The sequence below is a fragment of the Vibrio sp. 779(2023) genome (genome assembly GCF_033344285.1).
Classification (GTDB): domain Bacteria; phylum Pseudomonadota; class Gammaproteobacteria; order Enterobacterales; family Vibrionaceae; genus Vibrio; species Vibrio alginolyticus.
Genome location: NZ_JAWPOM010000016.1, coordinates 1 through 21,164 on the forward strand (window position 1 = coordinate 1; position 21,164 = coordinate 21,164).

The window sequence follows — 21,164 nt, forward strand, 5'->3', positions numbered from 1 at the left end:
GGAGTGGTAGTTCAGTTGGTTAGAATACCGGCCTGTCACGCCGGGGGTCGCGGGTTCGAGTCCCGTCCACTCCGCCAATTATATTAAGCCTCAGTCGAAAGACTGAGGCTTTTTTCGTTCTGGTTCCCCCGACTTACCTGAAACTCACTTTCATATTGAAACCTTGCATCTAGAGTTACACTACCCTCTTCACATGGTTTTAATATCGTCGTGAACGAGCTAGCATGTAACTCTGTGCCTTAGTCTTAGCCTTATTCCGATACCAAGCTCTAACCAAAGCTCCTTTTATTCGATATTAGAAAATCTAGTTATGTGACAGAGTTTAATTGTTTGAAGTGTCGCTTGTTTCTAATTTGAAAACAGGACGACTTTGAATACAAGTTTAGTCTCACTGAGATCAAGAGGGAGGGGGGCTACATTTCTGTTAAGGCTTTGATCTACCTGAATGCTAGCTCAGTTTTATCTTGGTGAGGTTGCTAACCTGTTTGGGTTCTGAACGCAATTACCCTAAATGCCTCTTTCTCATAAAAATACAAACTCGCTCATTGCTAAGTATTGTGGAAGTTTAGCTTTGATGTTTGCGAGGAGCCTATATTGCCAAGGTAAGAGAAGTGATACAGATGAAAATGGGTAAATTAAAAGGCTCGTCTATGAATACTATCTATCAGCAATAGTTAGTATCTATGAAAATGTAGCGTAGCGATTCTTCGTATATTTGATGGTATATCAAAGAATAAGGAGCCTTCGTCCTTGAAGGGGAGTCTGAAAATTAGTTATGAAAAAAGCAGCTAGGTAGCTGCTTTTTATTTATTAAGTTACGTGTCTTTAAGAGTCCACTGTCTCCGTATGTTCCGGAGTGGTTATTGCTTGGTTGTTCTCTTCCATCTTCTTCTCTTCTGCTTTTGCTTTTTCAATCATTGGAGTGATTGTTGAGCCTTGAATGAGGATAGAGAAAACAACGACGGAGTAGGTCATTACAAGAATAATCTCTTTTACATCGATTAACTTATCTTGAATCACCCAAATACCAGATGGAATGGAAAGTGCCATTGCCAATGCAAGGCCCCCGCGTAAGCCGCCCCACGTCAAAATACGTACTGACCACGGGTTATATTTTCTGTAACGCTTAAAGCCAATGTACGAGAGAAATACGCTTAAATAGCGAGCTGCTAGTACAAGAGGGACTGAAATAGCCATCATGATCCAGTCTTCTTTGTGGAATTCAAACAGCAGCATCGACATGCCGATCAGTAGGAATAACACGCCATTCAAGAACTCATCAACAAGCTCCCAAAAATGGTCAAGGTGATCTTCACTCTCTTTTGAAAAGCCAATAAAGCGTGTCCAGTTGCCAATCATAATACCGGATACAACCATTGCTAGTGGGCCTGATACATGGATGTATTCAGCAAATGCGTAACCTGCTGTTGGGACACCAATGGTAAGTAACAATTCCATTGAGTGATCATCGGTGGCACTGATCAAGTAGTGGAATAGCAAACCGAGGACGAAACCATATGTGATACCACCGATAGCTTCTTGGATGAAGAGTAAGGTGACACTACCTACAGTTGGTGCCTCAGTGCCAAATGCAATCGTAAATAGAGTGACGAAGATAACCAAACCGAAGCCATCATTGAAGAGCGATTCTCCTTCAATCTGAGTGGAGATACGTTTAGGAGCATCGAGTTTTTTCACAATAGCCAATACAGCGATTGGGTCAGTTGGCGATATTAGAGCACCAAATAGTAAGCAGTAGACCAAATCAAATTGGATGCCAATTAACTGACAAAACCCATACAGCGCAAATCCAATAAAGAACGTAGAAAACAGTGTAGCTCCAAGGGCTAAAACAGTGATCTCCCACTTTTGATCTTTAAGGTTCGGGAGTTTGATGCCTAGTCCACCAGCAAATAGTAAGAAGCCAAGAATGCCTTTGAGCAAGAAATCTTCGAAGTTAATCCTTGTGACCGTCTCCGTTGCAATTTCGGTGAGATGGAACCAGTTGTTTTGACCCGCAATTAAGATTAGAAGTGAAAGCACCATTGAACCTGCGGTAATCGCAATGGTGGTTTGCATCTTTCCTATCTTGCTGTTTACAAAAGCAATTAGCATCGCAGCTGCGGATAGAAAACATAAAGTATGATAGACCGACATAGAGCTCTCTATTTGTAACATTTTATGAATGGAATTCTCGGCTGATGCTGCTTAAATAGCAAACATTTTTTCGTGATTATTTTGTAAGTTAAGAAGGAGATAAAATAATCATTAATTCCACGTTTAGACGTCTAGACTCCTGAAGTTTGTGTGATAGGATGGAAAGATAACTAAAGGAATGAGGCTGTACTGTGGGAAGTAACGTAAGACAACAGATTGAAGCTCAATTGAAGCAACGTATTCTTTTGATTGATGGTGGTATGGGAACCATGATTCAGGGATACAAACTTGAAGAGCAAGACTATCGAGGAACGCGCTTTGCGGATTGGCATTGTGATCTAAAAGGTAACAACGACCTGTTGGTTCTAAGTCAGCCTCAACTTATCAAGGAAATTCACGCTGCATATTTAGAAGCGGGTGCAGATATTCTCGAAACCAACACGTTTAACGCAACAACCATTGCGATGGCTGACTACGAGATGGAAAGCCTAAGTGAAGAAATTAACTTTGCAGCTGCCAAGCTTGCACGTGAAGTTGCAGACGAATGGACCGAAAAAACACCCGATAAACCGCGTTATGTCGCAGGGGTTTTAGGGCCGACGAACCGCACTTGTTCTATCTCTCCTGATGTAAACGACCCTGGATATCGAAATGTTTCTTTCGACGAGTTAGTTGAGGCTTACTCTGAATCGACTCGAGCGCTTATTAAAGGTGGTTCAGACCTTATTCTTATCGAGACCATCTTCGATACGCTTAACGCTAAGGCTTGTTCATTTGCTGTTGAAAGTGTGTTTGAAGAGATGGGGATTGAGTTACCTGTGATGATCTCGGGGACTATTACTGATGCTTCCGGTCGGACATTATCCGGTCAAACCACAGAAGCGTTTTACAACTCATTACGTCATGTTAAACCGATTTCGTTTGGTTTGAACTGTGCACTTGGTCCAGATGAGCTGCGTCCTTATGTTGAAGAGCTCTCTCGTATATCAGAATCTTTTGTTTCCGCTCACCCAAATGCTGGGCTTCCGAATGCATTCGGCGAATACGATTTGTCGCCAGAAGATATGGCTAAGCATGTTAAAGAGTGGGCTCAAAGTGGCTTTTTAAACTTGATTGGTGGGTGTTGTGGTACAACTCCTGAGCACATTCGCCAAATGGCACTCGCGGTTGAAAATATCGCCCCTCGTCAATTACCTGAACTTCCCGTTGCTTGTCGCTTGTCTGGCCTGGAGCCACTCGCTATTGATAAAGACTCTTTATTTATCAATGTCGGTGAGCGTACGAATGTAACCGGTTCTGCGCGTTTTAAGCGCTTAATTAAAGAAGAGCTGTACGATGAAGCGCTCGATGTGGCTCGTCAACAAGTTGAAAATGGCGCTCAAATTATCGATATCAACATGGATGAAGGCATGTTGGATGCACAAGCTTGTATGGTTCGCTTTTTAAACCTTTGTGCGTCAGAACCTGAAATCTCAAAAGTACCAATCATGGTTGACTCTTCCAAGTGGGAGGTTATTGAAGCCGGTCTTAAGTGCATCCAAGGCAAAGGCATTGTTAACTCGATCTCTCTCAAAGAAGGCAAAGAGAAATTCGTTGAACAAGCTAAGTTGATCCGCCGTTACGGTGCGGCTGTGATTGTGATGGCGTTTGATGAGATTGGGCAAGCAGATACACGTGAGCGCAAAGTAGAAATTTGTACCAACGCTTACCGAATTCTTGTTGATGAAGTGGGCTTTCCACCAGAAGACATCATTTTTGACCCCAACATTTTTGCCATTGCTACGGGGATCGAGGAGCATAATAACTACGCGGTGGATTTCATTGAAGCCGTTGGCGATATCAAACGTGATTTACCACATGCGATGATATCTGGTGGTGTTTCTAACGTCTCATTCTCTTTCCGTGGCAATAACTATGTACGTGAAGCGATTCACGCGGTGTTCCTCTACCACTGTTTTAAAAATGGTATGGATATGGGGATTGTGAATGCGGGTCAGTTAGAAATCTACGATAACGTGCCTGAAAAATTGCGTGAGGCTGTGGAAGATGTCGTTCTTAACCGTCGTGATGACGCCACTGAGAGATTGTTAGATATCGCGGCGGAATATGCAGGCAAAGGGGTAGGTAAAGAGGAGGATGCCTCTGCACTTGAGTGGAGAACTTGGCCTGTTGAAAAGCGTTTAGAGCACGCGTTAGTGAAAGGAATAACTGAGTTCATCGTTGATGATACCGAAGAGGCTCGTGTCAACGCTTCAAAGCCATTAGAGGTGATTGAAGGCCCACTAATGGATGGGATGAACGTCGTCGGAGACTTGTTTGGTGAAGGTAAAATGTTCCTTCCTCAGGTCGTAAAATCTGCACGAGTGATGAAGCAAGCAGTCGCGCATCTGGAGCCCTACATCAATGCAGAAAAGCAGGTGGGACAAACAAACGGTAAGATTTTGCTAGCGACGGTCAAAGGTGATGTACATGATATCGGGAAAAATATCGTTGGCGTTGTATTGCAGTGCAATAATTATGAAATTATTGATCTTGGTGTCATGGTTCCTTGCGAAAAGATCTTAAAAGTAGCGCAAGAAGAAAACGTCGATATTATTGGTTTATCAGGGTTGATCACGCCTTCATTAGACGAAATGGTGCATGTTGCAAAAGAGATGGAGCGTCTCGACTTTAACTTACCTCTTCTCATCGGTGGCGCAACAACGTCAAAAGCCCATACAGCAGTTAAGATTGAGCAAAATTACAAGCATCCAGTGGTTTACGTGAACAACGCCTCACGTGCAGTGGGCGTATGTACTTCTCTTCTGTCAGATGAACGTCGCCCTGAATTTGTTGAAAAACTTGAAGCTGATTACGAACGAGTACGTGATCAACATAATCGAAAGAAACCGAGAACCAAACCAGTGACATTAGAAGCTGCTCGAGCGAATAAAGTTGCTATCGATTGGGAAGCTTATACTCCTCCAGTGCCTGTTAAGCCTGGCATTCATATCTTCGATGATTTTGATGTGGCTATATTACGTCAATACATCGATTGGACACCATTCTTTATGACTTGGTCACTTGTGGGTAAGTATCCAACAATTTTCCAACATGAAGAAGTTGGTGAAGAAGCAAAACGTTTATTCGAAGATGCCAACGAGATACTTGATCGAGTTGAGCGAGAAGGCCTGTTAAAAGCGCGTGGAATGTGTGGCTTATTCCCTGCTGCGAGCGTGGGGGACGACATTGAAGTTTATGCTGATGAAACTCGTACCGACGTTGTGAAAGTATTACGTAACTTGCGACAACAGACCGAGAAACCAAAAGGATTCAACTATTGTTTATCCGACTACATCGCACCTAAAGAGTCGGGTAAGCATGATTGGATAGGGGCATTTGCTGTCACTGGTGGTATTGGTGAACGAGAGCTTGCTGATGAATACAAAGCACAGGGAGATGATTACAACGCAATTATGATTCAAGCGGTGGCGGATCGCCTAGCCGAAGCGTTTGCTGAGTATTTGCATGAGCGTGTCCGTAAAGAAATTTGGGGTTATGCTGCGGATGAAGATTTATCTAACGATGATCTCATTCGTGAAAAATACCAAGGTATTCGCCCTGCACCAGGTTATCCAGCGTGCCCTGAGCATACTGAAAAAGGACCGCTTTGGGAGCTACTTAATGTGGAAGAGAATATTGGCATGACTCTAACCTCCAGCTATGCAATGTATCCGGGCGCGTCAGTCTCTGGTTGGTATTTCTCTCATCCTGACTCACGTTACTTTGCGATCGCACAGATCCAAGAAGATCAGCTAGAGAGTTACGCCGATCGTAAGGGGTGGGATAGGATCGAGGCTGAAAAATGGTTAGGGCCAAACATTAACGGTTAAATTGATGTTTACCTCGTCCAAATGTAACAACTATTGAAACAACAAAGGGCTGTAGATACGCAGCCCTTTGTTTTATTGAGTTGAACTTACTTCTCAAACAACTCCGTGTGGAGTTTTTGTATGGCTTGTTTCGATACCGATTCATGGAGCAAGAAGCATAAGTTGTGAGGGCTAGCGCCATAACAAATCATGCGTAGGTTAAAATCTTCTAGCGTGCCAAAAACCTGTTTCGCGTAGCCTTTACTCTCACTCATGTTGTTACCAATGAGAGCAACGAGGCATAGGTCATGTTCAACTTCTACCTTACATAACTCTTCTAACTCTTCTCGTGCAGCTTGCGGCAGCTGCGGCGCGCCACCAGAGGTATCAGTTTGATCAAGTGTTAACGATACACTGATTTCAGATGTCGTGATCAAATCGACAGAGATCTTATGCTTTGCAAGGATCTCAAAGACCTTTGCTAAGAAACCGTATGCGTGGAACATATTGGCGCTGCGTAGCGTTACCATGGTTTGGTTACAACGCAAAGCTAGCGCACGGAATAACGGTGAGCTTTCGACTTGGTGGCGAATCCAAGTTCCCCCTTTTTCAGGCTCTTTCGATGACCCTACAAATACCGGAATGTCGTGGCGTAATGCGGGTACTAGCGTAGAAGGGTGAAGGATTTTAGCGCCAAAGTTAGCCATTTCTGAAGCTTCACTAAAGCTGATCTCGGGAATTGGTGAGGCTTTTGGTGCAATTCGCGGGTCTGTTGTGTAGATACCCGGAACATCAGTCCAGATTTCTAGCCCTGCTGCTTTAACGCTCTCAGCAATTAAGGCGGCGCTGTAATCGCTGCCCCCTCGACCTAATGTTGTTGTATTACCGGCTTCGTCAGATCCTATGAAGCCTTGAGTAACAACAACGGATTGTTGGCAAAGTGGTACGAGTTTATCTTGCGCAAGCGTCGAAATTGCTTCAATGTTTGGCTCCGCGCGACCAAAGTTGTCATCAGTACGCAGCACATCGCGGATATCAAAGCGCACAGCTTGAATGCCTCGCTCACACATTAACTGAGTTAGAATATGCGTCGACATGAGTTCGCCACATGCGACTAAATGATCGGTTAACTTCGCACTAGCTTGGATAGATGCAGCCTCGGCCAGTCTGGTTACGGTATCTAATATGCCATACACCTCGGCAGCAGTTTTCGTGCTGTCTTCGAGCTGAGTTAAAATGGCGTCATGAATGTTGGCCAGATTTTGCAGCAGCTCAGTACGGTGCGTTTGATCCTGAACACCGTTGGCGAGTTCTACCAATAGGTTGGTGACGCCAGAGCAAGCGCTGCTCACGACCAGGCGAGTATTTGGATTGTTTTCGATAATGGTGGCGCAACGACTCATTGCCTCAAAGTTGGCAACACTGGTTCCACCGAATTTAGCTACGTTAAATGCGCTCACTGCGTTCTCCCACGACTTCCTAAAAAATTGTACATCCAATGTTTAGTGAGAAAAGGAACAGAGCAAAAAGAGAGGTATTTAGAATGCTATTTGAAAAATTTACCCTCAGAAGCCCTTCATCAGACTGCGCTGATGACAGTTGATGGGATTCAGCCCAATTCAACCGACAAGTCAAATCCTGCAACTTTGACTTACCTCGGCACTACTCCCCCTCAATGATTGGTGTTGGAATTGCGGTTCCACAAATCATCTACCTGGGTAGCGCTCCTCTTCTACATAAAGCTCAAACATTGAACGGTTTTGAGGCCTTAATGTCAATCAATATTTCAACCTTTATGGTGTTTTTTATTAACGATTTTGTGACACTGGTTTGACCTCCATACTTACGGCTAATTGCTGATAGAGGAAAAATCTATTAGGGTGAAGAACCCTACACCTGAGCCATGTTATTGAATAGAACTTTTAGAATGCTCAGGATAAAAGATAATCAAGGAGCTGACATGTCGATCCAAAGCTTTATTCCACCTCACCGTATTTTAATGGGACCTGGTCCTTCTGATATTTATCCTCAAGTGTTACAAGCACTAAGCCGTCCTACTGTAGGTCACCTTGATCCTCTGTTTATCGGTATGATGGATGAGCTCAAGCAGCTATTGAAGTATGTCTTTCAAACTGACAATGAGTTCACTATTGCGGTTTCAGCGCCAGGTAGTGCAGGGATGGAAACCTGCTTTGTAAACTTGATCGAGAAAGGCGATAAAGTGATCGTCTGCCGTAATGGTGTATTTGGTGAACGCATGCGCGAAAATGTCGTCCGTGCTGGTGGTGAAGTTGTTATCGTCGATGATGAATGGGGGACGCCTGTTTCCATTGATAAAGTCGAGCAAGCATTCGAACAGCACCCAGATACAAAAGTTCTTGCTTTTGTGCATGCGGAAACCTCAACTGGTGCAGTCAGTGATGCTCAAGCATTGGGTAAGCTGGCGAAACAGCATAATGCATTATCTATTGTTGATGCGGTGACATCGCTTGGTGGTGTGCCGTTAAAAGTGGATGAATGGCAACTGGATGCGGTTTACTCTGGTAGTCAAAAATGTTTGTCATGTGTACCTGGGCTCTCACCAGTGACGTTTTCTCCTGCCGCGATTGAAAAGATTCAAGCAAGAACAACACCAGTACAGAGTTGGTTCCTCGATCAGAGTTTAGTTTTGGGGTATTGGAGTGGAGAAGGCAAGCGTAGTTATCATCATACGGCGCCAGTTAATAGCTTGTATGCGCTTCATGAAGCTTTATTGATACTGAAAAATGAAGGATTAGAAAACGCTTGGGCTCGTCACCAACTGATGCATGAAAAACTCAAAAATGGCTTACAAAAGTTAGGCTTTGAATTTGTTGTGGACGAAGCCCATCGGTTGCCACAATTAAATGCGATTTACGTGCCTGAAGGAATTGATGAAGCAAAAGTTCGTGCTCACTTGCTAGAAACCTATAACCTAGAAATTGGTGCAGGCCTTGGGGCATTAGCTGGTAAAGCGTGGCGTATTGGCTTAATGGGTTACGGCGCTCGATCTGAAAACGTTGCGCTGTGCTTAAAAGCGTTAGAAGAGTCACTCACTGAATAAAATCATACAGCAATGAGATGAAGAAAAGCGAAGGTCATCCCTTCGCTTTTTTGTACTTATTACTCTTCACCTGAAGTGGGGGCTGGTGAGGCAGAGATTGCTTGAGAAGGTGGTTGGTAATTGACGTCACTGAAATCAATCTTCGGGAACAAAAACTGCGCTTCAGCTCTAATTTGCTCCGCTTTACTTGAGTCATCTAAGCCTTGGTAGGCCAAAATCAAATTATTATAAAATGCAGGGCGAGGCTTATCTTTGATGATTTTTAGCGACCAATCGATATAAGGCTGAATCAAGGTTGCGTCTTGTTGGTACAGCCCAATGTTTAAAAACGTGCTATAAACATCCCAATCAAATCTGTCTTTCCAAACCACAGGGTTACTGACTTGATTCAGAATATCAGGATTAGTTGGCCTAGTGGTCTCAAACTTCGTCAATACATAGTTCGTATGCAATGCGCTTACCATGTAAAACGTAAACGCAACGGGAAGTACCAAACTAAAAACACGCAGCAAGCTTTTGGTTACATTACTAAAGCCGACTTGTCGATAACGAGAGACGCGCTGATCGACCCAGTACAGCAGGATAACGAAGATCAACCAATGCACGAGAGAGTGGTAGAAAGGGTATTCCAGTTGCGAGTGCAATACGATAGGTATAAACAAGGCCAGCAACGCAAGACGAGTTCCGCGTTTGGCTTGATAGATTCGATACAGTACCAGTGCCATCGCTAAGAAGATGCCGAGTATTGGCAGCAAGCCACCTTCGACTCCCCAGTAAAGTAGCTCATTATGCGGATGATCCATGGCTGGCAAACCAGCTGGGTAATTCTCATTTAGGGCATGTTGACGAGCCGTATACAGCATGTACTCAGATTCAAACTTGCCATATCCATAACCAGTAAAAGGCTTTTCAATCACCATGTCTAATGTTTGCGGAAAAGTATACGCTCGAGGAGACTCCATATTTACTTTTTCTGCGGCTAACCCACCTCCATCAGGAAAGGCAAGATGCATGACAACGACTGAGAGTAAGAGCCCACTTACAAGTGACACAACCCAGCGGATAAAGCGCCCTTTGGTTGCAAAGCGGTACATGTATGGAATGACCAACAACACGGCGATGACCGAGGCTAACCAACCAGTGCGTGAAGCCAACGCCACAATTAGTGGTAAAGTTAAAACTGGTACGGCATAGAGAAGGTAAACATCGCTTAACTTACGATCGTATTTGTAGGGCTGACGTGCAAGTAAATAGCTGGCAATCACCAACCCTGTCGCAAGAAAACTGGCCATTACATTGGGCTGTTGGAAAATACCATAAGGACGATTGGCCACCGTGTCGTAACCAAACGGATTGCCTGGTTTGAGATACAGATATTGTGTCAGACCAAAAATGGCTTCGATAACAACCGCAAGGACAATGAACCATAATAGGCGTTGGCGATGTTTATTACTGAAATGAAATTGTTGTAAAACAATAAAGAACAGGACACCACACCACAGGCCAATGAGCTTATTGGCTGCCAAACTGCTATTCGCATTTGGGTACAGAATGGGCACCGTCATTATAAGAGCACTAATGAACAAGCCGATGGTTAGTTTTGAGTAACGTAGTACTCGATTATTCGCAAGTTGGTAACACCCAATGCCTAATGCAAAGCTAAAAGCAATCCAAGTTGTCGCATTGAACGAAAGTGAAAGCCCCGAACCGCCGGGGTTGGGCATGAAAAAGTGCATTGCCAACACAAATAGTGTTGCCAAGGCAATGAGAAACTTGCGATTGAGGGGAACCTGTACTTTTTCGGGAGAAAGCTTTGTTCCACTTACATGTATAGTAGCCATAGTTATTGCGTTGTTTTGAATGAAAAAAGACCAACACTTGCTGGTCTCGGTACTTTACCTGTTTTTTCTACTTCAACATAGGCTTAAGGAAGTGAGCTGTGTGCGATCCCTCGATTTGCGACACATCTTCCGGTGTGCCTTGAGCGATTATCTCGCCGCCACCCTGACCCCCTTCAGGACCAAGATCGATAATCCAGTCCGCAGTCTTAATGACGTCCAGGTTATGCTCGATCACCACGACAGTATTTCCGTGGTCGCGAAGTCTGTGCAGTACAGTGAGCAACTGCTGGATATCATGGAAGTGCAAGCCGGTTGTTGGTTCATCCAAAATGTACAAGGTTTTTCCTGTATCACGTTTGGATAGCTCTCGCGCCAGTTTCACACGCTGTGCTTCACCACCGGAGAGTGTTGTTGCCGCTTGACCCAATCGTATGTACGACAAACCGACATCCATCAGTGTTTGTAGTTTGCGAGCGATGGCAGGAACTGGATCGAAGAAGGTGCGTGCATCTTCGACCGTCATTTCTAGCACTTCATCAATAGTTTTACCTTTGTAACGTACTTCGAGCGTTTCACGGTTGTAGCGTTTACCTTTACACACATCACATGGCACATAAACATCTGGTAGGAAGTGCATTTCTACTTTGATAACACCGTCACCCTGACAGGCCTCACAACGACCACCGCGTACGTTAAAACTAAAACGGCCCGGTTTGTAACCGCGAGAACGCGACTCCTGTGTGCCTGCAAACAGTTCACGGATTGGGGTAAAGATCCCCGTATAGGTTGCAGGGTTAGAGCGAGGTGTACGGCCAATTGGGCTTTGATCAATATCGATGACTTTATCGAAGTGCTCTAGACCTTTAATCGATTTATAAGGTGAAGGCTGAGCCGTTGTCGCTCCGTTAAGTTGGGTATGCGCAATTTTAAAGAAAGTATCATTAATCAGCGTTGATTTACCTGAGCCAGATACTCCTGTAATACAGCTGAATAACCCAACAGGAATTGAAAGGTTAACGTTTTTAAGGTTATTACCTGTTGCGCCTAATAGCTCAACCGTTTTTTTCGGATCTCGCGGCGTGCGATCTTTCGGTACTGCGATTTCTTTAACACCACTTAAGTACTGACCTGTCAGAGAATTCGGATTCGCGACTATCTCTTCCATGGTGCCTTCCGCAACAACATTACCACCATGTACGCCAGCACCAGGACCAATATCTATGACATGATCTGCACAGCGAATCGCATCTTCATCGTGTTCTACCACAAGTACGGTATTACCTAAATCGCGCAAATGAGTCAGTGTTTTTAGGAGTCGTTCGTTATCACGCTGGTGGAGGCCAATCGACGGTTCATCTAAGACGTACATGACACCAACAAGACCTGCACCAATTTGGCTTGCTAAACGAATACGTTGAGCTTCACCGCCTGATAAGGTTTCTGCACTGCGTGATAAGTTTAGGTAGTTCAAACCGACGTTAACTAAGAATTGCAGGCGGTCGTTGATTTCCTTCATCACTTTTTCAGCGATTTGGGCTCGTTGACCTTCCAGTTTCAAGGAATGGAAGAACTCCAATGCATCAGCAATGCTGAGTTCAACAATCTCAGGTAGTGTCGTATCAGCAATAAACACGTTACGTGCTTCGAGGCGTAGACGAGTACCGCCACAGCTTGAACAAGATTTAGTGGAGATGTATTTTGCAAGCTCTTCACGGACAGAGTTGGATTCTGTATCACGATAGCGACGTTCTAGGGTATTCAGAATACCTTCGAATGGATGGCGTTTAACGCGAATATCGCCACGATCGTTGATGTATTTAAACTCAATCTCAGTACGACCTGAGCCCTTTAGAATGACATCTTGCGTTTTCTTTGGCAGAGAATTAAAAGGGGCATGGAGGTCAAAACCATAATGATCGGCCAATGAGGTGAGCATTTGGAAGTAGTAGTAGTTCTTTTGATCCCAACCGCGAATCGCACCTTGTGCCAAGCTTAATGAATCATCTTGAATGACTCGGCTTGGATCGAAGTATTGTTGAACACCCAAGCCATCACAAGTGCCACATGCACCAGCAGGGTTGTTGAATGAGAAAAGTCGCGGCTCTAACTCTTGCATGCTGTAACCACATTGTGGACAAGCGAAGTTGGCGGAGAAAATAATCTCTTCACCGTCGCCATCCATTGGCGCGACAACCGCAATTCCGCCTGATAATTCGAGTGTTGTCTCGAAAGATTCGGCCAAGCGCTGTTGTAAGTCTGGACGAACTTTAAAGCGGTCTACCACGACTTCAATGGTGTGCTTTTTATGTAGCTCAAGGGTTGGAGGATCGGAAAGATCGCAAGTTTCTCCATCAATACGCGCACGAATAAAGCCTTGAGCCGCTAAGTTCTCAAGCGTTTTAACATGCTCACCTTTACGTTCTTTGACAATAGGCGCCAATAGCATCATTTTGCTGCCTTCCGGCATCTCTATGACTTTGTCCACCATTTGGCTGATGGTTTGCGCAGCAAGAGGGGCATGGTGCGTTGGACAGCGGGGTTCGCCCACACGAGCATACAATAGACGTAAGTAGTCGTAGACTTCGGTAATTGTACCGACGGTAGAACGAGGGTTGTGTGATGTTGATTTCTGCTCGATCGAGATCGCAGGAGATAAACCTTCGATGTGGTCGACATCGGGTTTTTCCATCAGAGACAAAAACTGACGAGCGTAGGCAGAGAGAGACTCTACGTAGCGTCGTTGGCCTTCTGCATACAATGTATCGAAAGCGAGAGAGGATTTACCGGAGCCACTTAGTCCAGTAATGACAATCAGTTTATCGCGAGGGATTGTAAGATTAATGTCTTTAAGGTTATGGGTTCGGGCACCGCGAACTTCTATTTTATCCATCGTTTTTGCTCTATGTATAACCAAGTGGGGCAAGTATTACATAGTGTGAGAAATGTGCAAAGAAAATTACTGGATAAAAAAACAGTAAAGTAAAAAGCCCAGCGTTGTGCTGGGCTTTCGATACAGTAATTTCGTACTAAGACGATGCTTTATACTGCTTTTTGTGTTGCGTGCTTACCTAGCTCAGAGGTTTTTTCATCTTTTAGATACAGGTTTTCAAAACAATAGTTAGTTGCTTCGATGTAACCTTCAACGCTACCACAGTCAAAGCGTTTGCCCTTGAATTTGTAAGCCAATACACAGCCCGCTTTTGCTTGTTTTAGCAGCGCGTCCGTGATTTGAATTTCACCACCTTTACCTGGTTCAGTGTTTTCGATCAGTTCAAAAATATCGGGAGTCAGGATGTAGCGGCCAATGATAGCAAGGTTGCTAGGTGCCGTGCCTTTCTCTGGTTTTTCTACCATGTCGTCTACGCGGTAGATGTCGTCTTTGATCATTTCACCAGAGATAACGCCGTATTTGTGTGTTTCTTCGGCTGGTACTTCTTGCACTGCAACGATAGAACAGCGGAACTGCTTAAATAGTGCCACCATCTGAGCCAGTACGCCCTCTTGCTCGTTGACACAAAGGTCATCAGCAAGAACAACAGCAAATGGCTCATCGCCTACCAATTCTCGTCCAGTTAGAATCGCGTGGCCCAAGCCTTTCATTTCGCGTTGACGTATATAAGTGAAGTTTGCAGATTCAATGATTTCACGGATATCTACCAACAGCTCTTCTTTGTTGGTACCGCTAATCTGATGTTCCAGTTCGTAGTTCTTATCAAAGTGGTCCATGATCGAGTGCTTGCCACGACCTGTCACAATACACATGCCGTTCATACCAGCTTGGATTGCTTCTTCGACACCGTATTCAATAAGCGGTTTGTTCACGACTGGCATCATCTCTTTTGGCATAGATTTCGTTGCCGGTAGGAAGCGTGTGCCATAGCCTGCAGCAGGGAACAGACATTTTTTTATCATTGGGGGAATATCCTATCTCGTTTTTATCAAGAATCTGCGCATAACTTTAACACGAGAGGTATCAATGAATCATGAATAAAGTAGGAAAAAATGTGAGACTCGGTGCGGAAAAAAGATGAGCGACTCGTCATTTCAGTTATCAGAGCCGCTCACATTGCATCACGACATTAAGTTTTGGTCTGCCCAGGCGATTGCCTGTACTCGGTTCTTTACGGATAGCTTTTTGAATATCTGATACAAGTGCGATTTGATGGTGAATTCACTGACGAATAACTCTTCGGCCATCTGACTGTTCGAGGCGCCAGCTTGTAGGCAACGCAGTACTTGTAGCTCACGAATGGTTAGGTCTACCGTAGCTGGTGCAGTATGAGTATTAATGACATTGCGGTAATAGTGTAAAAGTTGACTGGTTACATTACGCGGCAGCCAGTTTTGACCGTTAACAATGCCTTTTAACCCTTCTCCAATTTGCTCTAGCGTATCTTCAGAATAAAACACACCTTTTAATTGACCAAATGAAAGAAGTTCATCCGTGGTTAGTCTTTTAGGCACGTTGAAGACAACGGTTTCAAAGTTTTTCCATACAAGAGGCAAGTTTTTGATCGATTGAACAAGTGATTTATGTTCACTGAAGTCTATCAGTAGAATTTTATTACGGTGTTGTGGCTTGGCTTCCATGAGTGCTTCGGTTGAAATCACCGGGATGCTCATATCAATGTACTTTTCGAGTGCCGCCACTTTTTTTTGCGCATTATCTTCCATACTGATCAGAAATAGCTTTCTTGCGTAAGCCGACTTTCTCACGTGTTCCAATCTCCCTGGGTTCAATAGAAGCCATAAACTGGCATTAAAGAGAGGCCATAACCATCGCTTTACTGAATAAATGCGTTCGAATTCAAAGCTTCACGAAACGATGTCTGCAACGCGAATCAAAAATGCTACACACGTAAGTTGAAATACGATTTGGGTTCTAGAGGGTGACTCAATAGATCACAATGGTATTAGACTTTAATCAAAACATTAAAGCGTGCTATTCTAATGCGCTAAAATTTTATATATCCAGAGTGAAACGGAGCACATCATGGCCAGCCGTGGAATTAACAAAGTTATTTTGGTGGGGAATCTAGGTAACGACCCTGAAATTCGTTACATGCCGAATGGCGGTGCAGTAGCAAACATTACTATTGCGACTTCTGATTCATGGCGTGATAAAGCGACTGGCGAACAGCGCGAAAAAACGGAATGGCACCGTGTTGTGTTGTTCGGCAAACTTGCGGAAGTAGCAGGTGAGTACTTGCGTAAAGGCTCTCAAGTCTACATTGAAGGGCAACTGCAAACTCGCAAATGGCAAGATCAAAGTGGTCAAGATCGCTACTCAACTGAAGTCGTTGTTCAAGGCTTCAATGGTGTGATGCAAATGCTTGGCGGTCGTGCTCAAGGTGGCGGCGCACCTATGGGCGGTCAACAGCAGCAACAAGGTGGATGGGGTCAGCCTCAACAGCCAGCTCAGCAGCAGTACAATGCGCCTCAGCAACAGCAACCACAACAACAGGCTCCGCAGCAATCACAGCAGCAGTACAATGAGCCACCAATGGATTTTGACGACGATATCCCGTTCTAAATTCTGCTTATGCTTGAATCGAAAAGGCCGCGAATATCGCGGCCTTTTTTATTGTCGCAATCTAATGATCTCACAGGCTTATCTTGGCAAGGTTAGGCGTAACAATAAAACTTATCAATGAGTGTGATTTTCTTTATGCTCCAGCCTCTCACTATCAGACTAATCCGATTGTTTGATGAACTCTTATCAAGTATAAATATTTCAATAAGGTATATGATGAATAAAAAAGGAATTTGGTATTCATGAGGTATACCCCAACTCTTAAGTTAAGCACACGGCTGGTGGCCTTCGTCACCATGATCGTTATCTGCGCCATGTTTATCTTGTTTGTCGGTGGCACCCTCTCTTTTAAACGTCTTGGGCAGGAATATCTCACCCATTATTTAGAAGGGATCGTAGAGGTGGTCGACAAGGAGATGGAAGATCCTGACGCCGCTTATTCTATGCAGCGCTGGATGCCGAAAATGCTGCAGGCTTCCAATATTGTCGAAATGACGTTGTCGACCAACAACGCCGTTGTTTATCGCTTCAAAGATACTTCTCATCAAATGGAAGCGTCAGTCTTGTTTGAGGCTGAGTACCAGTTGACTCACAATCAAGATTACACGATTCACTTTAAAGCAATTCCCCCTTACTTAGGTTACAGCTACTCAATGCAGGCGCTTTGGTCGATCACGCTTGCCGTTATATTGATCATCTTCTGCTTAATGCGCGGCGTGGCATGGCTTAAGGAACAATTAGAAGGCTCCGAAATGCTCGAAGAGCGAGGCAGAATGATCCTGGCTGGTAGGGTGGAGCAGTATGCCAAAGGTGACAAAAAAGAATGGCCTTACACCGCCAGTGAAGCGCTCGATGTATTAATCGAAGAGTTACAAGATGCGCGTCAAGAGCGAAGCCGATTTGATACCTTTATTCGAACTCAAACCTTCCTTGATAAGCTAACCGGTACCGCTAACCGAGTGTTATTTGATAGCAAGTTGGAATCGGCGTTACTAGAAAGTGGGGCTCGCGGCGCCGTGTTGCTAGTTCGTATTCAAGACTGGAAACTGGTTGAAGAAGAGCAAGATAAGCAAATTACGGATGAGTTTATTGTTGAAGTTGGGAGTTTATTGTCCAATTTAGTTCAACGATACCCAGATGTTGTATTTTCCCGTTATTACGATGCTGATTTTGCGCTTTTTCTACCGCACCAAAGTGCGAAAGATGTGGCTAACCTCGCCTCGCAATGCATTCGCCAGTTAGAAAAGTTAATGCCGCCAGAGCCACTTGATCCAGACAACTGGTGCCATATTGGCATCACCACTTATAAAGAAGGTGAGCGACACAGCCAAATCATTGATGAAGCCGAGACTGCTTTGCGTAGTGCGCAACTACAAAATAACAATAATTGGAGTCGCTTCAAAAAATGGAACCACGATGAAGAAGCTCGCGGAAGTGTGAGGTGGAGAACGTTATTTGACACAGCACTTACACCTGAAAGTGTGATACTCTACGCACAATCTGTGCACCCAATAAGTGACGCGACGCATAAAAAATCATTATATGAAGAGTTAACATGTCGGATTCGCGATCCTGAGAATGGGATTGTTAAAGCGTCTCGGTTCATTTCTGCGATCAGACAGGTTGGTTATGAAGCGCAAATGGATAAGTCGGTTATTAATAAATTCTTAAGAGAGTTTAAGGATAATTTTGATAACTCAAGATCGTATGCGCTCAATTTGAATGTAACGCCATTTTCTAACCGAGAGTACTTTAAATGGTTTCGTGATGAACTCTTACAGTTGTCACGTGAGCAGAGAAAGTGTCTCAGTTTTGAGTTTGTTGAAGCACAATTTGTAAGACACTTAGACTTTATGCGACCAGTCGCTAAAATGCTGGCCGGTTTAGGGTGCCACTTAATGGTTGGGCAGGCTGGGCGTACCATCGTCAGCACTCACTATTTAAAAGAAGTGGACATTCGTTACCTTAAACTTCATCGCAGTTTAGTAGCAAAAATCGACCAACGACATGAAAACCAGCTATTTGTCCGCAGTATGCTAGGTGCGGCGGCAAACAGTAAAACTAAAATTATAGCAGTGGGAATTGAGAATCAGAACGAGCTCAACACATTAATTGAGCTCGGGGTTTATGGTGGGCAAGGGCGTTACTTTTCTGCGGAGCAGCAGTTTCTTCCTCGTCCCCAAGCGTTGCCGAATTCTCAATCAGAATCCCAAGTTAAATTGGGAAGACGAAATCGCTGGCGGAAAAAATAAAGATAATAATCATGGATTTCAAAGCACTATTCGACAAGCTTAAGCGATCATCTAGTGGTGATCGCTCCTGCTTTTTGGTTATTCAGCCAGACGCCGTTTATTTATCATCTTCAATCAAAAGTAGTCGTCCATACCAATTTGATATTTCTGAGTCCAATTGGGAAAAAGCCGTTGAGCAAGCATTGAGCGTTGCAGCGAGTGCGTATGATTCATTAACGGTTATTCTTTCTCATAACTATTACCAGATGTACCAAATCGACAAACCGGTCATGCCGCGTCAAGAATGGCCAGCCGCATTACCGTTTTTGTTGAAAGAACTGATCTCTGAGCGTGCTATCGACATTATTGCCGATGCGGTCGAGTTACCGAATTCAACCAAAGTGCAAGCATACGTCTTATCGCGAAAAATATTGGATAAGATTGTGTTACTGGCCAGTCGAGCCCAGTTACCATTAGAAGCCATTCTTCCTGAAGACGATATTTGGGGAGAGACTGCTGGTGAACTAGGAAACTTCCTATTATTACAACGCAGTGTGCGTGGTCATTTCCGTATAAGCGCTTTTGTCGAAAATACTATTGCGTTCCACCGCTCTATTCGCAGTGTGACGCCACCGTTAACGGGGGTTCCGTCTAGCGATTTACAGATGGACAGTCTGTCGTTAGAACTGCAACGTTCGATTGATTATCTTTCATCTCAGTTACGCCACGTGCAATTACATCAATTGAAAGTGTGCTGCGATGAAGAGGATGAGAGCGAGCTTGTTCAGGCTCTGAACTACCGTTTAAGTACTAAGGTTTCACCGTTATTACCACCAGAACATGAGCTATCAGGACATGTTTTGGCTGACACTGCGGCTACTTCAAATACTCGACGCGTCAACTTATATCCCGATTACTTAAAACCGAAAAAAGAGCTCCTGACGCTAAAAAATATCGCGTTATCTTGGGGCGTTGCGGCGGCTGCAATTCTATTTTCTTACGGTTATGTCACTTGGCAGAGCAGCGGTTTGGAAGATGAGATTGCTATTGTAAAAAGTAAAGGCGATATCATGAAGTCAGAGCTTGAACGTTATCAAGTCAAGCTACGTAAACATCAACCTGACAATAATAAGCTGGCAGCTAAAGCCCGCTTAGAGCGTGAAGTCAAGGCGAAGCGAGACTCGCTTAAAGCTGTCGGGAAATACGATGACTCGCAGCGCACGGGTTACTCTGGCGTGATGCAATCATTAGCGAAGTTAGGAAACCAAGAAATTTCTTTGTCCGAAATTCGAATCAATACCCATACCTTAGACCTGAAGGGGCTAGCGAAAAAACCGAGCTCAGTGCCAAATTGGGTTAGCCAATTTAAAAACGAAATTAGCTTGGTTGGTCGAACGTTTGACGACGTCAAAATAGGTCGAAATGATAAGGATATTGTGACGTTTGAACTAAAAACGCGCGAGGATAAAGAGAAATGAACGAATTCTGGCTCTCATTAGAAGGGCGCTTTGGCGAAATGAGTACGCGTGAAAAAGTGCTCACCGCATTGTGCGGTTTAGTTGTCGTGATCATGTTGCTCTTTACGCTGGTATTGGAGCCAAAGCTTAACGAGATCATCAGTAATGAGAGGCAACTAAGTAATTTAAAGCAAGCCAATCAAAAGATTGAAATCGATACGCTACGTATTCAGGCGCAACTTAAGAAAGATCCAAATGCTGAGATTGATCGCGCGATATCTAATCTGTTAGCTGAGAGTCAGCATCTTTCGATGCAATTAGCGGAGATCATCGAGCATCTTATTACACCTTCGCAAATGGCTGAGCTGCTTGAAAATGTGTTGGAGCAGCAAAGTGGCATTCACCTTTTGTCTCTGCAAACCTTGCCATCTGAGCCAATAACGGAAGATAAAGAAGCATCGCAATACTCTGGTTACTACGTGCATCCTGTTCGTATGGAACTGACTGGTGACTATTTTTCTATTGCTAATTATCTGAATAAATTGGAGAGCCTTCCTGCGAGTTATTACTGGCGCAGCTTTAGTTATAAAGTCGAAGAGTACCCGAAAGCGAAGCTTGTGTTAGAAGTCTACACACTAGGATCTAGAGAGGAGTTTATTGGTGGTTAACAAACTCATCATCTCATTGCTTGTTATGGCAGCGGCAGGAACCGCTTGGGCAAACCAGGACCCAACGGCCCCACTTGGTTGGGAAAAGCCAGCGGTTGAAACGTCAGCGAAACCAAAAGTTAAACGGTATCGACTGCCTAAGCTCAACAGTATTGTGTGTAAGCCAAGTACTGATTGTATCGCGATTATGGATAACAAACTTGTCGAAAAAGGCGAGCTATTTAAGGGTTATCGCGTCGCGAGCATTAATAGTGAATTTGTAACTTTAAAGCGTGGTAACCGTCAGTGGGACCTAGAGCTTTTTGATTTAAACGTAAAACAATAATAACCAGAGCCCGATCAGA

13 protein-coding genes, 1 tRNA gene and 1 riboswitch are annotated in these 21,164 nt (G+C 44.3%); of the genes, 8 read left to right on the forward strand and 6 right to left on the reverse strand.

What is annotated here, in order from left to right:
- A tRNA-Asp gene (locus R8O70_RS17910) sits at positions 1-77 on the forward strand.
- Between the two features lie 748 nt (positions 78-825).
- Here R8O70_RS17910 and R8O70_RS17915 read toward each other — a convergent pair.
- A complete protein-coding gene (locus R8O70_RS17915; protein WP_064354335.1) occupies positions 826-2,157 on the reverse strand; it encodes a cation:proton antiporter in 1,332 nt (443 codons plus the stop codon).
- Positions 2,158-2,348: 191 nt separating this feature from the next.
- On the opposite strand from R8O70_RS17915, the gene metH reads away from it, so the two are divergent.
- A complete protein-coding gene (metH, locus tag R8O70_RS17920; protein ID WP_064368807.1) occupies positions 2,349-6,029 on the forward strand; it encodes a methionine synthase in 3,681 nt (1,226 codons plus the stop codon).
- Between the two features lie 86 nt (positions 6,030-6,115).
- On the opposite strand, the gene lysC is transcribed toward metH, so the two are convergent.
- On the reverse strand, positions 6,116-7,468 hold the full coding sequence (lysC, locus tag R8O70_RS17925; protein WP_086047066.1) for a lysine-sensitive aspartokinase 3: 1,353 nt from the start codon (positions 7,466-7,468) through the stop codon (positions 6,116-6,118).
- A gap of 101 nt (positions 7,469-7,569) precedes the next feature.
- A riboswitch (Lysine riboswitch) is annotated at positions 7,570-7,748 on the reverse strand.
- Between the two features lie 220 nt (positions 7,749-7,968).
- Between lysC and R8O70_RS17930 the strand changes: the two genes are divergently transcribed.
- Positions 7,969-9,090 (forward strand): pyridoxal-phosphate-dependent aminotransferase family protein, encoded by a 1,122-nt coding sequence (locus tag R8O70_RS17930; RefSeq protein WP_054575331.1) that lies wholly within the window; start codon positions 7,969-7,971, stop codon positions 9,088-9,090.
- A 59-nt stretch (positions 9,091-9,149) separates the two neighbouring features.
- Here R8O70_RS17930 and R8O70_RS17935 read toward each other — a convergent pair whose 3' ends face one another.
- From R8O70_RS17935 to R8O70_RS17950, 4 genes are all read right to left on the reverse strand, one after another.
- The gene (locus R8O70_RS17935; RefSeq protein WP_054575330.1) at positions 9,150-10,931 is read right to left on the reverse strand and encodes a PglL family O-oligosaccharyltransferase; all 1,782 of its coding nucleotides are present in this window, start codon (positions 10,929-10,931) and stop codon (positions 9,150-9,152) included.
- 67 nt (positions 10,932-10,998) lie between these two features.
- Positions 10,999-13,821 (reverse strand): excinuclease ABC subunit UvrA, encoded by a 2,823-nt coding sequence (uvrA, locus tag R8O70_RS17940; protein ID WP_318184293.1) that lies wholly within the window; start codon positions 13,819-13,821, stop codon positions 10,999-11,001.
- A gap of 149 nt (positions 13,822-13,970) precedes the next feature.
- Entirely contained in the window at positions 13,971-14,843 is an 873-nt protein-coding gene (galU, locus tag R8O70_RS17945; protein ID WP_005381239.1) for a UTP--glucose-1-phosphate uridylyltransferase GalU, read from the reverse strand.
- A 159-nt stretch (positions 14,844-15,002) separates the two neighbouring features.
- Positions 15,003-15,647: a LuxR C-terminal-related transcriptional regulator gene (locus tag R8O70_RS17950; protein ID WP_033907423.1), complete on the reverse strand. Its 645-nt coding sequence runs from the start codon at positions 15,645-15,647 to the stop codon at positions 15,003-15,005.
- Between the two features lie 277 nt (positions 15,648-15,924).
- Between R8O70_RS17950 and R8O70_RS17955 the strand changes: the two genes are divergently transcribed.
- The 5 genes from R8O70_RS17955 to R8O70_RS17975 all read left to right on the forward strand — a co-directional run bounded on the left by R8O70_RS17955 (position 15,925) and on the right by R8O70_RS17975 (position 21,145).
- Positions 15,925-16,464, forward strand: a complete 540-nt coding sequence (locus tag R8O70_RS17955) for a single-stranded DNA-binding protein (protein ID WP_005381235.1) — start codon at positions 15,925-15,927, stop codon at positions 16,462-16,464.
- Between the two features lie 242 nt (positions 16,465-16,706).
- Complete coding sequence (gene csrD, locus R8O70_RS17960; RefSeq protein ID WP_005381201.1) at positions 16,707-18,716, forward strand: RNase E specificity factor CsrD; 2,010 nt, start codon at positions 16,707-16,709, stop codon at positions 18,714-18,716.
- A gap of 11 nt (positions 18,717-18,727) precedes the next feature.
- Positions 18,728-20,173, forward strand: a complete 1,446-nt coding sequence (locus R8O70_RS17965) for a hypothetical protein (RefSeq protein ID WP_005387799.1) — start codon at positions 18,728-18,730, stop codon at positions 20,171-20,173.
- The gene (gene gspM, locus R8O70_RS17970; protein WP_005381197.1) at positions 20,170-20,820 is read left to right on the forward strand and encodes a type II secretion system protein GspM; all 651 of its coding nucleotides are present in this window, start codon (positions 20,170-20,172) and stop codon (positions 20,818-20,820) included. The genes R8O70_RS17965 and gspM overlap by 4 nt, the downstream gene beginning before the upstream one ends.
- Positions 20,813-21,145: a hypothetical protein gene (locus R8O70_RS17975; protein ID WP_005381196.1), complete on the forward strand. Its 333-nt coding sequence runs from the start codon at positions 20,813-20,815 to the stop codon at positions 21,143-21,145. The genes gspM and R8O70_RS17975 overlap by 8 nt, the downstream gene beginning before the upstream one ends.
- Positions 21,146-21,164 lie beyond the last annotated feature (19 nt).

Bases quoted from the DNA above. Each gene is read 5' to 3' on its own strand.
- gspM (WP_005381197.1), top strand. From the start codon at position 20,170: ATGAACGAATTCTGGCTCTCATTAGAAGGGCGCTTTGGCGAAATGAGT.
- R8O70_RS17915 (WP_064354335.1), bottom strand. From the start codon at position 2,157: ATGTCGGTCTATCATACTTTATGTTTTCTATCCGCAGCTGCGATGCTA.
- R8O70_RS17965 (WP_005387799.1), top strand. From the start codon at position 18,728: ATGGATTTCAAAGCACTATTCGACAAGCTTAAGCGATCATCTAGTGGT.
- galU (WP_005381239.1), bottom strand. From the start codon at position 14,843: ATGATAAAAAAATGTCTGTTCCCTGCTGCAGGCTATGGCACACGCTTC.
- uvrA (WP_318184293.1), bottom strand. From the start codon at position 13,821: ATGGATAAAATAGAAGTTCGCGGTGCCCGAACCCATAACCTTAAAGAC.
- R8O70_RS17935 (WP_054575330.1), bottom strand. From the start codon at position 10,931: ATGGCTACTATACATGTAAGTGGAACAAAGCTTTCTCCCGAAAAAGTA.
- csrD (WP_005381201.1), top strand. From the start codon at position 16,707: ATGAGGTATACCCCAACTCTTAAGTTAAGCACACGGCTGGTGGCCTTC.
- R8O70_RS17955 (WP_005381235.1), top strand. From the start codon at position 15,925: ATGGCCAGCCGTGGAATTAACAAAGTTATTTTGGTGGGGAATCTAGGT.
- R8O70_RS17930 (WP_054575331.1), top strand. From the start codon at position 7,969: ATGTCGATCCAAAGCTTTATTCCACCTCACCGTATTTTAATGGGACCT.